Source organism: Halorubrum hochsteinianum, assembly GCF_023702125.1.
In the GTDB taxonomy this organism is placed as follows: Archaea; Halobacteriota; Halobacteria; order Halobacteriales; family Haloferacaceae; genus Halorubrum; species Halorubrum hochsteinianum.
Window position 1 is genome coordinate 2,774,236 of record NZ_CP098415.1, and the last position, 12,587, is coordinate 2,786,822.

General features: G+C 69.5%; 16 protein-coding genes. 11 read left to right on the forward strand and 5 right to left on the reverse strand.

The annotated features are described in order from the left end of the window. Nucleotides 1-10: 10 nt before the first annotated feature. Nucleotides 11-814, reverse strand: a complete 804-nt coding sequence (locus NAF06_RS13980) for a DUF7839 domain-containing protein (RefSeq protein WP_008586726.1) — start codon at nt 812-814, stop codon at nt 11-13. Nucleotides 815-965: 151 nt separating this feature from the next. Here NAF06_RS13980 and cbiT point away from each other — a divergent pair, with 151 nt between their 5' ends. Genes cbiT through NAF06_RS14030 form a run of 10 tightly spaced genes read left to right on the forward strand, consistent with a single transcriptional unit; the run spans nt 966 to nt 8,863 of the window. Beyond that, nucleotides 966-1,535 carry a precorrin-6Y C5,15-methyltransferase (decarboxylating) subunit CbiT gene (cbiT, locus tag NAF06_RS13985; RefSeq protein ID WP_008586724.1) on the forward strand — a complete coding sequence of 190 codons (570 nt, stop codon included), beginning with the start codon at nt 966-968 and terminating at the stop codon, nt 1,533-1,535. A gap of 28 nt (nt 1,536-1,563) precedes the next feature. Beyond that, nucleotides 1,564-2,322 carry a cobalt-factor II C(20)-methyltransferase gene (locus NAF06_RS13990; protein WP_008586722.1) on the forward strand — a complete coding sequence of 253 codons (759 nt, stop codon included), beginning with the start codon at nt 1,564-1,566 and terminating at the stop codon, nt 2,320-2,322. Beyond that, on the forward strand, nt 2,315-3,271 hold the full coding sequence (locus tag NAF06_RS13995) for a cobalt-precorrin-4/precorrin-4 C(11)-methyltransferase (protein ID WP_008586720.1): 957 nt from the start codon (nt 2,315-2,317) through the stop codon (nt 3,269-3,271). The genes NAF06_RS13990 and NAF06_RS13995 overlap by 8 nt, the downstream gene beginning before the upstream one ends. Further along, nucleotides 3,271-4,275: a cobalt-precorrin 5A hydrolase gene (cbiG, locus tag NAF06_RS14000; protein ID WP_008586717.1), complete on the forward strand. Its 1,005-nt coding sequence runs from the start codon at nt 3,271-3,273 to the stop codon at nt 4,273-4,275. Before NAF06_RS13995 ends, cbiG begins: the two co-directional genes overlap by 1 nt. Further along, nucleotides 4,272-5,243: a precorrin-3B C(17)-methyltransferase gene (locus NAF06_RS14005; protein WP_008586715.1), complete on the forward strand. Its 972-nt coding sequence runs from the start codon at nt 4,272-4,274 to the stop codon at nt 5,241-5,243. The genes cbiG and NAF06_RS14005 overlap by 4 nt, the downstream gene beginning before the upstream one ends. A 2-nt stretch (nt 5,244-5,245) precedes the next feature. Continuing rightward, complete coding sequence (cobJ, locus tag NAF06_RS14010) at nt 5,246-6,238, forward strand: precorrin-3B C(17)-methyltransferase (RefSeq protein ID WP_008586713.1); 993 nt, start codon at nt 5,246-5,248, stop codon at nt 6,236-6,238. Continuing rightward, nucleotides 6,228-6,539: a ferredoxin gene (locus NAF06_RS14015; protein ID WP_008586711.1), complete on the forward strand. Its 312-nt coding sequence runs from the start codon at nt 6,228-6,230 to the stop codon at nt 6,537-6,539. Before cobJ ends, NAF06_RS14015 begins: the two co-directional genes overlap by 11 nt. Further along, nucleotides 6,536-7,249 carry a hypothetical protein gene (locus NAF06_RS14020; RefSeq protein WP_008586709.1) on the forward strand — a complete coding sequence of 238 codons (714 nt, stop codon included), beginning with the start codon at nt 6,536-6,538 and terminating at the stop codon, nt 7,247-7,249. Before NAF06_RS14015 ends, NAF06_RS14020 begins: the two co-directional genes overlap by 4 nt. Further along, entirely contained in the window at nt 7,246-8,463 is a 1,218-nt protein-coding gene (locus tag NAF06_RS14025) for a CbiX/SirB N-terminal domain-containing protein (protein WP_008586706.1), read from the forward strand. The genes NAF06_RS14020 and NAF06_RS14025 overlap by 4 nt, the downstream gene beginning before the upstream one ends. Nucleotides 8,464-8,485: 22 nt before the next feature. Further along, the gene (locus NAF06_RS14030; protein WP_008586704.1) at nt 8,486-8,863 is read left to right on the forward strand and encodes a DUF3209 family protein; all 378 of its coding nucleotides are present in this window, start codon (nt 8,486-8,488) and stop codon (nt 8,861-8,863) included. Between the two features lie 122 nt (nt 8,864-8,985). Here NAF06_RS14030 and trxA read toward each other — a convergent pair whose 3' ends face one another. The 4 genes from trxA to NAF06_RS14050 form a co-directional block, all read right to left on the reverse strand. Further along, nucleotides 8,986-9,345, reverse strand: coding sequence for a thioredoxin (gene trxA, locus NAF06_RS14035; protein ID WP_049908876.1), 360 nt, complete (start codon nt 9,343-9,345; stop codon nt 8,986-8,988). Nucleotides 9,346-9,497: 152 nt separating this feature from the next. Next, a complete protein-coding gene (locus NAF06_RS14040; RefSeq protein ID WP_008586699.1) occupies nt 9,498-9,902 on the reverse strand; it encodes a helix-turn-helix domain-containing protein in 405 nt (134 codons plus the stop codon). Nucleotides 9,903-10,076: 174 nt separating this feature from the next. Then, the gene (locus NAF06_RS14045; protein ID WP_008586697.1) at nt 10,077-11,135 is read right to left on the reverse strand and encodes a sulfite exporter TauE/SafE family protein; all 1,059 of its coding nucleotides are present in this window, start codon (nt 11,133-11,135) and stop codon (nt 10,077-10,079) included. Beyond that, nucleotides 11,125-11,289: a DUF7512 family protein gene (locus NAF06_RS14050; RefSeq protein ID WP_008586696.1), complete on the reverse strand. Its 165-nt coding sequence runs from the start codon at nt 11,287-11,289 to the stop codon at nt 11,125-11,127. The genes NAF06_RS14045 and NAF06_RS14050 overlap by 11 nt, the downstream gene beginning before the upstream one ends. A gap of 257 nt (nt 11,290-11,546) precedes the next feature. Here NAF06_RS14050 and NAF06_RS14055 point away from each other — a divergent pair, with 257 nt between their 5' ends. Then, nucleotides 11,547-12,392: a universal stress protein gene (locus NAF06_RS14055; protein ID WP_008586693.1), complete on the forward strand. Its 846-nt coding sequence runs from the start codon at nt 11,547-11,549 to the stop codon at nt 12,390-12,392. The last annotated feature ends 195 nt before the right edge of the window (nt 12,393-12,587 follow it).

The following is a 12,587-nucleotide window of genomic DNA, read 5'->3' on the forward strand; positions in this document are numbered from 1 at the left end:
ACGGCCGAGGCTAGAACGCGTCCGAGTCGAGCACCCGGTGGGGCACGTTGCTGTCCCGGAGCTTCGAGGTGTGTCGCGGAATCTCGTCCGTCACCGCGACCAAGAGCACGTCGAGACCGAGCATCCCCGCCTCGGCGACGCCCTCCGCGGTCCCGAACCTGATGTCCGGGTCGACGCCGCTCCGAGAGACGAGCGCGTACGCCTCCGTCCCGGCGACCGCGACGAGCCCCTCGTCCGGGACGTGGGCCGAGATCACGTCCGGGTCCGGGCGGTCGTCGTCGGTGACGGTCGGGACGGGCAACACGGAGACGGTTCCGGTGTCGTAGTCGACGACGCCCTCGAAGTCGGCGATGCCGACGGCCTCGCCCTTCTCCGCGCTCGTGACCGTGACCGCGGTCGCGGTTCCGCCCGCGGGGTTGGCGTGGAGGACGCCGTCCCGCATCACGAGTCCGACCTCTCTCCCCTCCGCCACGTCGTCCAGCGCGATCGCGGCGTCGACCTCGACGCTCCCGAGGACGTCGGAGTTCACCCGTTCGAGGTAGGTCTCGAGGTCGTCGGTCCGGGAGATGAGCCAGTCGACCCCCTCCTTGGTGACCTCGTACCGGCCGCGGCCGCCCTTCTCCACGTAGCCGGCCTCGACTAGGTCCCGGACGTAATCGCTGACCGCCTGCGAGGTCACCCCGATCGTCTCCGCGATCTCACCCTGACTCACCGCCGGCTGGCGGGCCGCGATCTCCACGAGCACCTGATAGCGCGTCGCGCTCCGCTTGTTTTCGAGGACGTCCGGCGATCCGCCCTCCGCTGCGTCACCCATTGTCGGTCCTTCAGATGCCACAAATAAAGTCCTGTTGTCTATTTCACGGTCTAATTGCGCTGAGAGCGGTTTTCAGCCCGTCTGTTGTAAAGCAGACTTTTCTTAATACAACCAAAATTGTTTTGTGGCGCGACACGGTTGTACATCTCGAATGCAGGCGACAAAACTCCCGAACGACGCGAAAGCGGGCCCGACCAAGCCGGAGGTCCGCGCGGTGTTGGCGCGGAAGCTCGCGCTCGGACCCGACGACCACTTCGTCGAGGTCGGCTCCTGTACCGGCGCGGTGACGGTCGAGGCCGCTCGCCGCGCGGGCCGGGTGACGGCGCTCGAACGGAAGGCGGACCGGCTCGAAACCACCCGGTCGAACCTCGCCGTGAACGAGTACGACGCCGACGTGCGGCTCGTCAACGCCGAGGCACCGGACCGGCTCCCGGACGACGGTGACGTCGTCTTCCTCGGCGGGTCGCGGAACTACGAGCGCGTCCTCGACGCCGCCCTCGCGGCCGGCTACGACCGGATCGTCATGAACGTGTCCCGCCTCGAGGTCGCGGGGGAAGCGGCCCGGGCCTTCCGCGACCGCGACCTCCTCGACGAGGCGCTGTGCCTCCAGATGGCGACCGGCTACGACCTCGCGGGCGCGACGAGCTTCGACGCCGACAATCCGGTGTACATGCTCGTCGGCGAGCCGGGGTCGGGCGGCGAATCGGGTGACGGCGAATGACGCGGAGCGTCCGGACCGGGGGCGGCAGATGACCCTGTACGGCGTGGGGCTCGGTCCCGGCGATCCCGACCTGATCTCCGTCCGCGGGCGGGAGGTCCTCGACGGAGTCGACGTGGTGTACTCCCCGGGTCGGCTCTCGCGGGCGGTCGCGACCGAACACGTCCCGGAGAGCCGGATCGGGGACCTCGACTTCCCGATGACGAGCGACGAGGAGCGGCTCCGCGAGGCGTGGAGGGAGGCCGCCGCCGAGATCGCCCCCGAAGCGCGCGCCGGCGACGCCGCGTTCGTCACGCTCGGCGACCCGAACGTCTACTCCACGTTCGGCCACCTGCGGCGGACGCTCGACGCGTTCCACCCCGATGTCGACGTGGAGATCGTGCCCGGGATCAGCGCGATGACGGCGTTCGCGACCGCGCTCGACGTCGAGGTCGAGGCCGGCGCGGGACTCGCGCTCCGCGAGGCCGCCGGCGGACGCGCCCCCACCGGGCCCGACAGGATGGTCCTGTTCAAGGTGACCGACGCCCCCGAGACGGCGCGGGGACTCGACCGGGCTGGCTACGACGTGCGGTTCGGTCGTCGGCTGTTCATGGAGGCCGGCGAGACGGTCGTCACGGAGGACGCCGACGCGGTCGCGGACCGCGACTACTACACGCTCGCGTACGCCGAGCGCCGCGGCCTGGAGACGTCGCGCGCGACCGACGAGTTCGCGGCCGAGGCGGACGCGACCGACGCGGACGCGAGCGGCGGCGTCTCCGGGGCCCCCGACGCGGAGGTGAGCGATGACTGACGGAGCGACCGGGCCGGGGCCGGACGGCTCGACCGACTCGCGGGCGGCCGCCGACGGCGTCGGCGACCGGTCGGGAAGCGAACTCGACCCGCGGGTCCGCGAGCACACCGCCGGCGAGGAACAGGACGGGATACCGTTCATCGGTGCCGGCCCGGGCGATCCCGGGCTCCTCACCGTGCGCGGCAAGGAACTGGTCGACGAGGCGGACCTCGTCGTCCACGCCGGGTCGCTGGTCTCCAGCGCGCTCTTGGAGGAGCACTGCGCGGACGCGGAGCTGGTGAACTCCGTGGGCAAGGACCTCGAGGAGCTGATTCCGCTGATGCGGGACGCCCACGAGAGCGGCCGCACCGTCGTCAGGCTCCACAGCGGCGACCCCGCGGTGTACGGTGCCGCCCTCGAACAGATCGACGCGCTCGAACGCGAGGGCGTTCCGGCGTACATCGTCCCCGGCGTCACGTCGTCGTTCGCGGCGGCGGCGACGCTGCGCACTCAGCTCACCCTGAACGGCGTCGCGAACCACGTCGCGTTCACGCGTCCCCGGGGGAAGACGCTCGACGCCGAGGACGACCACGTCGCCGAGTTCGTCGAGATGGGCGACGTGACGACCTGTATCTACCTCGGCACCCACGCGGTGAGCGACACGATGGACCGGCTGCTCGACCGCGACGGCGTCGACCCCGACACGCCGGTCGCGGTCGTCTACCACGCCTCGTGGGACGACGAGGACGTGATCACCGGAACCGTCGCCGACATCGGCGAGAAGGTGGAGGCCGCGGGCTACCGCGCCTCCGCGATGGTCCTCATCGGCGAGGCCGCGACGGGCGCGGGGTACGACCGCTCCTACCTCTACGGCGACTGGGCGAACGGCGGAACGGCGGACGCGGCGAACGGCGAGTCGAACGACGCGAGAGACGCGGCGGAGCCGACCGAGACGGAGGCCGACGACTGATGAGCACCGACAGCGACGACGGGACGAACGCGAGTGGTACCGACGCGACCGACGACTCCGGCGGCGGACACTGTTCGACGGCGGACTCGGACGGCGAAGTGGCGGAGGAGATCGCGATAATCAGCTTCGAGCGGAAGATCGACACCGCGAGGGAGGTCGTCGAGGGGATCGGCGACCGCTACGAGTCGATCGACGTGATCGAGTACCACGGCGACGTGTTCGCCGAGCACTGGGGCGAGTACGACTGCTTCGTCGGACTGATGGCCTCCGGGATCGCGATGCGGAAGACCGCGCCGTTGCTCGACGACAAGTGGGACGACCCCGCGATCGTCGTGGTCGACGAGGAACTTACGTGGGCGATCCCGATCACCGGGGGCCACCACGGCGCGAATCAGGTGGCGGACGACCTCGCGAGCCTGGGCGCGGTCCCGGCGATGACCACCGCCTCGGAGGCGGCGGACAAACAGGGCGTCGAGAAGCGTGCGAAGGCGCTGTCCGCGCACGTCGTCAACGGCGACTCCACGGTCGCGACGAACCTCGCCGTCCTCGACGACGAGCTCGGCCCCGTCGAACGGCTCGACGGGCCGCGAGCGGTGCTGGTCGACGACGACGTGACGGTGCTCAAGCGCAACCTCGACGACGGAGTCGTGCTCGGCACGGGCTCGGTCTCCGGCGCGGACGAGGAGCGGTTCCTCGACGCGTGGGACCGGGCGCTCGCCGAGAGCGACCGCGACTGGGCCGACGTCGAGTTCGTCGCCACCGCGACGCGGAAGGCCGACGAGGAGGGGCTCCTCGCCGCGGCCGCGACGCGCGACGTCGGGGTCGTCGCGTTCGACAGGGAGACGCTGCTGGAGTTCGAGGGGCCGACGCCCTCGAAGGCGAAGGAGCTCATCGGCTGGCCGGGCGTCGCCGAGGCGAGCGCCATCGCCGGCGGGGCCGACCACGAACTCGTCGCGGAGAAGACCAGCTACGAGAAGGAAGTGACCGTGGCGGTGGGGCGATGACCGGGAACGGCTCGGCTCCCGGCGGCGCGGACGACGCGCCGGACGCCACGGGAACCCTGTACGTCGTCGGCATCGGTCCGGGCCTCCCGCACGCGATGACCCAGCGGGCCCGCGACGTGATACGCCACGCCGACTGCGTCATCGCGTCGAACCTCTACCAGGAGTTCCTCCGGCGGGACGGCACCATCCCGCCCGAGTCGCGGACCGAGGACGCCGCGGCCGCCGACGGGGGTGCCGCGCCGGACGGCGGTGCCGCGGTCGACCCGGCAGCCGAGGGCGTCGACGACGCCGACTGGACGGCCGGGAACGTCGGCACGCATCCCGACGGCGAGACCGTCGAGATCGTCCGGTCCTCGATGGGACAGCAGATCGAACTCGCCCGCGAGGCGTTCGAGCGCGTCCGCGCCGGACAGGACGTGGCGCACGTCTCCGGGGGCGACCCCAACGTGTACGGGAAGTCCGACCTCGTCTACCTGATGGCCGACGAGGACGACGCCGACGACGTGCCGATCGAGATCGTGCCCGGCGTGACGGCCGCGCTGGGCGGTGCCGCGATGGTCGGCGCGCCGCTCTCGAACGACTTCTGTACGATATCGCTGTCGGACAAGTGGCGCGGCTGGGACGAGATCGCGGAGAAGCTCCGCGCCGCGGCGGTCGCGGACTTCTCGATCGTCCTCTACAACTGCTGGCGGGACTACGAGCGCGCGATCGAGGTGCTCCGCGAACACCGGACCGACGACGCCCCGGTCGCGATCGTCAACGACGCCGGCCGCGGCGAGGCCGGCCGCAACCTCGACGACGAGACGTACACGCTGACGACGCTCGGCGAGGCGACGGACCACGACGACGAGGTCGGCGGGATGGGCACGTCCCTGATCGTCGGCACCCACGAGACGGAGGTCTGGGAGAACGACTACGACCGGTTCCTCGTCACGCCCCGCGGCGGGCGAGACGTCGACGACTTCTGACAATGAGTGACACAACCTGCGGAGCGACGGACGGATCGAACTCGAACAGCGACGACAGCGAGACCGAGGCCGCGACCGACGGCGGTGCGGCGGCTGAGGCGGCGAGTGGCTCGTCGTCCGGGTGCGGCGCGAGCGACGAGTCGAGCGGTTCGTCGTGCGGTGCCTCGAAGTCCGCGGCGACGGACGAGAAGGTCGGATCGACCGCCGACGACTTCGACGCCGAGCCGGGGCGGCTGGTCGCCGTCGGACTCGGTCCCGGGCAGCCCGAGGGGATGACTCAGCGGGCCCGAGCGACGCTCTTGGAGGCGGACCACATCGTCGGGTACACGACGTACATCGACCTGATCCCGGAGGAGGTCACCGAGGCCGCCGACGAGCTGTACGACACGCCGATGTGCGGCGAGGTCTCGCGGACCGAGGAGGCGGTCGACCGGGCGCTCGCCGGCAACGACGTCGCCATCGTCGGCTCCGGCGACCCGAACGTGTACGCGCTCGGCGGGCTCGCCTTGGAGATCGTCGAGTCGAAGGGGGCGACGGCGTCGGCGCTCGACTTCGAGGTCGTCCCGGGCGTCCCGGCCGCGCAGTCGTGCGCGGCCCGCGTCGGCGCGCCGCTCGTCAACGACTCGGTGTCGGTCTCGCTCTCGGACCACCTCACGCCGATGGCGGAGATCGAGTCGCGGCTCCGCGCGGTCGCGGCGGAGGGGTTCACGGTCGCGATATACAACCCGTGGAGCCGGAAGCGACGCGAGAACTTCGAGACGGCCTGCGAGATCCTCCTCGAACACCGGCCTGCCGACACGCCCGTCGGAGTCGTCCACGGGGCCGGCCGCGACGACGAGACCGTCGAGATCGTCGAGCTCGGCGAGCTGAAGTCGCTCGGCGAGACCGACCTCGTCGACATGACGACCACGCTGCTCGTCGGCAACGAGGAGACGTACGTCTGGGACGGCCGGATGATCACCCCGCGCGGCTACGAGAGCAAGTATGACTACTGAGGAGGTCGCCGACGCGACGACCGCGGCCGACACCGATGGGGAGTCGACCGCGTACCGCGTCTCAGTCGACCTGAACGCCTGCGACGGCGTGTTCGCCTGCCTCGTCCGCGACGACCGGTTCGTCGAGGCCGACGGGGGGCTCGTCGGCTTCGACCCCGCGGACGCCGCGGCCCCGATCGAGCGCGACGCCGACGAGGTCGCCGCGACGTTCCGCGACGGGCGCATCGACGAGGCGCGGGCGGGCGCGGCGGCCTGTCCGCTGGACGCGATCTCCGTCGAGGAACGCGAGGGGGAGCCATGAGCACGGTCGAGACGACGCCCGACGACATGCTCGCTCGTCACCCGGAGACGGCCTACTTCTGGGGCCACGTCGCCGGCGGCGGCCGCGTGACCGAGCAGGGGGTCGAGATCGTGGTCTCCGACGGGAACGCCGCGCGGCGGCTGTCCGCGATCGCCGGCGGCGGGACCGTCGACCACCAGATCGCGGAACGGGAGTTCGCTCACGACACGGCGGTCACCCGTCAGTCCGACGAGTACACCGTCCAGGTCATCGATCCGACGCTGGCCGCGAACGCCGCCGCGGCGCTCGGACTGCCGGTGGGATCGGACCCCGGCGGGTACCGGTTCGACGCCCTCCGCGACCACCGCCGAGAGCTCCTTCGCGGGCTGTTGGAGGCGTGCGGCGTCGTCTGCTTCCGCGAGTCGAGCGCCGCGGTCGGCGTCTCCTTCGTTCACGACGACGCCCGGCTGCTGGAGCGGATCCGGACGGCACTCGACGCCGAAGGGTTCGATGCCGGAGAGCCGCGGCCGGCCTCGTCGGGCGGGCACTGGTTCGGCGTCGCCGACGGCGACACGGCCGCGTTCGCCGAGTGGGTGTACGAGGGGGCCGGCGACAGCGGGCTGTTCGCGACGAGCCGCCGGCGAAAGACGCTCCGGAGCGTCGAGCGGGCCGCGGGCCTCGACGTCGGGAGCCTCATCGAACCGACCGACGCGGACGGGGGCGAGCCGTGAGCCGAGCGGCGGACGCGGTCGGAATCGGCAGCGAGGAGACCGCGCTGCTCGTCGGCCACGGCTCTCGGCGGGACAAGTCGAACGAGGCGGTGCGCGAACTCGCGGCCGGTCTGGAGGACCGCCTCGGGGTCTCGACCGACGCCGCGTTCCTCGAACTCGCGGAGCCGTCGATCCCCGACGCGATCGGGGCGCTCGCGCACAGTTCGTCGCGGATAACGATGGTGCCGCTGTCGCTTTTCGCGGCCGGGCACGTCAAGAACGACCTCCCGCTCGCCGTGAAGCGAGCGCGGAGCGAACACCCGGGCGTCACCTTCCACGCGGGCGCGCACCTCGGCATCCACCCGGCGATACTCGACCTGCTCGACGACCGGGCTCGGGACGTGGAGGCCGAGTTGGGGGTCGACCGCGAGGACGACGACGTCGTCGTCGTGGTCTGCGCGCGCGGCTCCTCGGACCCGGACTCGAACGCCGACGTACACAAACTCGCCAGACTCCTGTACGAGGGCCGCTCGTTCGACCGGGTCGAGGCCGGGTTCATCGGCGTCACGGAACCGCTCTTGGACGAGGTGCTCCACGACGTCGCCAAGACGCGACCGGACGCGATCGTCGTGCTGCCGTACATGCTCGGCGACGGCGTCCTGACCGGCCGGATCCGCGACGGTGCCGCGGAGTTCGACGCCGAGTACCCGTACGTGGACGCCGCGGCCGGGGACCCGCTCGGAACGGACAGCCGCCTGCTGGACGTCCTCTCCGACCGGTGGCAGGAGGCGCGGACCGACTCGGTCGACATGTCGTGTGACACGTGTAAGTACAAGGTCGAGCTCGACGGGTACGAGGAGGACGAGGGCGGCGCGCGCGCGATGCTCCGCGCGCTGACCCACCAGCAGGCGCACGAGGACCGCGACGACGTCGCCGACGAACCGCACGCCCACGACGCGCCCGAGACCCACCTCGCCGTCTGTACGAACCAGACGTGCGCGGCGGGCGGCTCGCCCGCCGTCTTGGAGTCCCTTCGACAGGCCGCACGAGACGCGGACGCCGACGTTCACGTCACGCGGTCGTCGTGTTTCGACCAGTGCGGCGACGGTCCGATCGTCGCGCAGTACCCCGACGGCGTCTGGTACGGGGCCTGTGACGACGAAGACGCCGACCGGATCGTCTCCGCCGTCGAGCGGGACCGAATCGTCAGCGACCTCGTTCACCAAACGCTGTGAGACAACCCTACCACGATACACAATGAGCTGTGACGAAATCGAAGCCCTACGACTCGGCCTGATGAACGCGCTCGGAACCAGCGACGACGCCGTCCGACGCCACGCGGAGCAGGAGCTCGGCGACGCGCTGGACGGCGACACGCCGATCGCCGCCCTCGCGGCGGCGGAGTCTCTGACCGAACTCCGACGCCACTTGGACGCCGCGCTCGTCGACTTGGAGGAGGAAGTCGCCGCCCTCGACGCGGACGACCCGGAGTACGGGTACGCCCGCGGGCGTCTCGTCGCGGTCCGCGACGCCGAGCGGTCGCTGGCTCGGCTCGCCGACGCCGGCGAGTCGCTGCTCGACGACCTCGGCGACGCGCACCACACGCTACACGAGGTGTTCCCCGTCGAGGAGTGATCGGAGGACGCACCGCTGCGCGTTAGACGGACGCGGGGTCCGTCGCACGCGCGGTGAAGTCCCCACGCGCTGCGTGCGACCACCGACTTCGGGCGATGCCGACCGAGCTCGCGCTTTTCGGGTTATCCCGTGTACGACTCGATGAGGGAGCGAAGCTCGTCTTCGCTCTGAAGACCGACGATCTCCTCGACCTGTTCGCCGCCGGCGAACAGGACGAGCGTCGGGACGCCCCGGACGCCGTAGGCGGTAGCGAGCTGCTGATTAGCGTCGACGTCGACCTTGGCGACGGCCGCGTCGGTATCCGCGGCCAAGTTCTCGACGACCGGTTCGAGCATCTGGCAGGGGCCACACCAGTCGGCGTAGAAGTCGGTGAGGACGACATCGCTCTCGGCGACGACCTCGTCGAGTTCCGCTTCGCCGTCGACGTAGAGCGGCTCGTTCGCAGGCACGCTGCCGGCGTCGGCTGTAGTGTCAGTTGCCATCAGCCGTCTCTAGGTTCCGGCAACGGATAATAGTTTTGTGTATAAAACACAATATCACGCAATCCAATCTCGGACGCAGTATCCGAGTGCGCGACTGCGCGAGCAGTCGGGAGACCGCCGCTGTCCCGATCCGTCCGACTGAAGAAGAGAGGTTAGCTCTCCGCGGGGGGGGCCGGAGTGTCGGACTGCTCGTACTTGGTTTCGAACTCCTGGATGAGCTGGCCCATCTTCGCGTACCAGTCGTTGAGCATCCGCTGCATGTCGTCGGTGATCTTCGACGGGTCCGTCGGCGAGTACACGTGGTAGTAGCCGCCCTGGTCGTAGTTGATCTGCTCCTTCTCGATGAAGCCCGTCTGGAGCAGGCGCTGGACGGCCCGATACGCGGTCGAGCGCTCTCGATCCACGCGCTCCGCGAGTTCGTCGACGGTCAGCGGTTCCTCCGCCCCGACGAGCGCCCGGAAGCACTCCCTGTCGAGCTCCTTGAGCCCGTGGAAACACTCCAGTAACCCCTCACACTCCATGTCTTGACGGAGCTGTTCGGCCATCGAATCTGGCATTGTAATCGATCGAAGGTAGGTCCGCGGCGGTTAAAAGACTTTTGTACAGATTGTACAATTTTGTGGCGGGCCGAGTGCGTGCGGAAGAACGGTACGAGGGCGGGTGTTCGGCCCGAGAAACGGTCTCGTAGCGTAAATCGGCGCGGCTCGGGCGTCGGACCGGCGGTACGGCGATCAGTCTACGGCCGCGGTCGCCTGACGACGGGTCTTACGGAGCGACGCGACGGTCGTGTAGAGGATCGCGAAGGCGACGACGACCGCGGCCCCGATGACGAGCACCAGCCCGAGCAGTTCGAGCGTCGAGTTCCCGAGGAAGGAACCGACCTCGCCGATACCCACCGCGACGGAACCGATCAACAGCATTCCCCCGAAGTAGACCTTGATTCCGTCGGCGTCGACGACGGCGGTCGCGGCGGAACCGACGCGAGCACCGAGCGCGCTCCCGAACAGCAGCGGAGCGACGATGCCGAGGTTCACGCCGCCGCCCTGTCCGTAGAGGTAGCTCCCGAGGCCGCCGGAGAAGACGATCTCGAAGAGGTCGGTACCGACGGCGACGGGCACCGGGACGCCGATCGCGTAGATCATCGCCGGCATCCGGATGAACCCGCCACCGACGCCCAGGAAGCCGGACAGCAGGCCGGTCGCGAAGGCGACGGTCGTGATGACCCACGCGGAGACGCGGACGTCGCCGCGGAGCGTCACCATCGGCGGAATCCGGACCGTCCGCTGGATCGTCTTCGCAACTTCGGGAATCTCGTACTCGCTGAGGTCCTTATCGGCTGCCTCGTGGTCGATGTCGCCACCGCCGTCGCCCCTCAGGGCGTCGCGGGTGACCATCGCGCCGACGCCGCCGAGTAGAACGACGTAGGCGACGCTGATGACGCCACCAGCGAGCCCCAGAGACTCGAGGTAGTAGACGCTGGCGCGCCCGACCTCGATACCGATTGTCGTCCCGGTTATCATGATGACGCCGAGCTTGTAGTCGACCTGCCCGAGGTCGTGGTGTTTCAGGGTCGCGATGACGGCCGTCCCGAAGACGAACGCCATCCCGCTGCCGACCGCGACGGGAGCCGGGTAATCCAGCATCAGCAGGGCGGGGGTGACGAGGAACGACCCGCCCATGCCGAAGAACCCGAACAGGACGCCGACGACGAGGCCGAACCCGACGAACAGTGCCAGCATCTCGGGGCTCGTCCCCGCGATCCCGAGCCCGTCGGGAAGACTACTGAGCACTCGCTTCACCTCCGATCAGGAGTCTCATGAGATAGGGACCGAAGACCCGTTCGAGACCTCCGTACCCCACGTACAGCGCGATCGCTTCCAGTAGGATCGCGCCGATGAGCAGGGCCGTCTCCGGGTCCCACGCAGGGATCTCTAGTCCTGCCATCGGTTCTCTCTCCCGCTGTCGAACTCGGTAATTCGCTGTTGGCACATTTCTGCTCGATCTCCACTACCTCCCTCGTGCCTATAACGGTTTTGGGATTATTATACAATACTATATCCCAGTAACCTCGGGCGGAGTACCGATAACTTAGGAGAAACGTATGGTGCTCCACCACCGCCGGAACCGACCGGAGTCCGAGCGCGAGCGGCACCGCCGCGTTCCCCCAAACCGTGTTATCCGTGCTCAGCGAAGGTGTCGGCATGAGAGCGCTCTGCGCGACCGACCTTTCGGCCGCCAGTAAGGCCGCGATCGAGAACGAGGCCTGTCTCCGGTGTCTGCGCCGTGTCGGCGTCGACACGATTCATCTCGTGACAGTCGTTCCGGCGAACGTCCACTCCGGGATGCCCGGCGTGAACTTCGAGGAGCGACGTCGACGGGGACTAGACCGGTATCGAGCGGTGATCGAGAACGCCGGGTTCGACGTCGAGGCCCACGTCGTCCGCGGAACCCCGTATCGACGCATCAACGGCATCGCTGAGACCGTTCACGCCGATCTGTCCGTCGTTAGCTCGCGGGGGCAGAGCCCGTTAGAGAACCGGATCATCGGCTCGACCGCCCGCAACCTCGCCCGGACGACCGTCGTTCCGCTGTTGGTCAACCGCGTCGAGCGGGCGACGGCCGAGCCCGAGGTCCTCCGGGAACGCCTCTTCCGGCGCGTTCTCTTCGCGACGGACTTCTCGGAGAACGCGGACCGGGCGTTCGACGCGTTCTCGTACCTCCGTCACGCCACCGAGGAGGCGACGCTCGTTCACGTTCGGTCGCCGAAAGACACTGACGTCGACGCCGGTGCCAGTCCGCGGGAGCGGTTGGCCGAGCACGCGAACACGCTGGAGAACTGGGGTATCGAGACGCAGCTCGAGGTCCGGCACGGCGACCCCGCCGACGAGGTCCTCGCCGTCGAAGCGGAGGTGACGCCGTCGACGGTCCTCGTCGGATCGAAGGGGCGAAGCCGTGTTCGACGGCTCCTGTTGGGCAGCGTCTCCGAGGAGATCGTCGCACGGGCGACGGGAAACGTCCTCTTGGTTCCGCCGCCCCGGGCGGTCTGAGAACGTTCGACGGGTGTTCGACGCTCTCCCGGAGACGAGCGTTGTCGTCATCCGAAAGCCACCACACAAGCCGGCTGGTGGGCCACGAAACGAACCCCGCCCCGGGCCGGTCGTTCGTCCGTGGGTACTGTTCCGGGATCGGATGCCGCGGGCGCAGGGGGTTCGTTGGTACCGAAATCGGGGATCCCTCCCGCA

Excerpts from the sequence above, each read along its gene's own strand:
- NAF06_RS13980 (WP_008586726.1), bottom strand. The coding sequence starts at position 814 with ATGGGTGACGCAGCGGAGGGCGGATCGCCGGACGTCCTCGAAAACAAG.
- cbiT (WP_008586724.1), top strand. The coding sequence starts at position 966 with ATGCAGGCGACAAAACTCCCGAACGACGCGAAAGCGGGCCCGACCAAG.
- NAF06_RS13990 (WP_008586722.1), top strand. The coding sequence starts at position 1,564 with ATGACCCTGTACGGCGTGGGGCTCGGTCCCGGCGATCCCGACCTGATC.
- NAF06_RS13995 (WP_008586720.1), top strand. The coding sequence starts at position 2,315 with ATGACTGACGGAGCGACCGGGCCGGGGCCGGACGGCTCGACCGACTCG.
- cbiG (WP_008586717.1), top strand. The coding sequence starts at position 3,271 with ATGAGCACCGACAGCGACGACGGGACGAACGCGAGTGGTACCGACGCG.
- NAF06_RS14005 (WP_008586715.1), top strand. The coding sequence starts at position 4,272 with ATGACCGGGAACGGCTCGGCTCCCGGCGGCGCGGACGACGCGCCGGAC.
- cobJ (WP_008586713.1), top strand. The coding sequence starts at position 5,246 with ATGAGTGACACAACCTGCGGAGCGACGGACGGATCGAACTCGAACAGC.
- NAF06_RS14015 (WP_008586711.1), top strand. The coding sequence starts at position 6,228 with ATGACTACTGAGGAGGTCGCCGACGCGACGACCGCGGCCGACACCGAT.
- NAF06_RS14020 (WP_008586709.1), top strand. The coding sequence starts at position 6,536 with ATGAGCACGGTCGAGACGACGCCCGACGACATGCTCGCTCGTCACCCG.
- NAF06_RS14030 (WP_008586704.1), top strand. The coding sequence starts at position 8,486 with ATGAGCTGTGACGAAATCGAAGCCCTACGACTCGGCCTGATGAACGCG.
- trxA (WP_049908876.1), bottom strand. The coding sequence starts at position 9,345 with ATGGCAACTGACACTACAGCCGACGCCGGCAGCGTGCCTGCGAACGAG.
- NAF06_RS14040 (WP_008586699.1), bottom strand. The coding sequence starts at position 9,902 with ATGCCAGATTCGATGGCCGAACAGCTCCGTCAAGACATGGAGTGTGAG.
- NAF06_RS14050 (WP_008586696.1), bottom strand. The coding sequence starts at position 11,289 with ATGGCAGGACTAGAGATCCCTGCGTGGGACCCGGAGACGGCCCTGCTC.
- NAF06_RS14055 (WP_008586693.1), top strand. The coding sequence starts at position 11,547 with ATGAGAGCGCTCTGCGCGACCGACCTTTCGGCCGCCAGTAAGGCCGCG.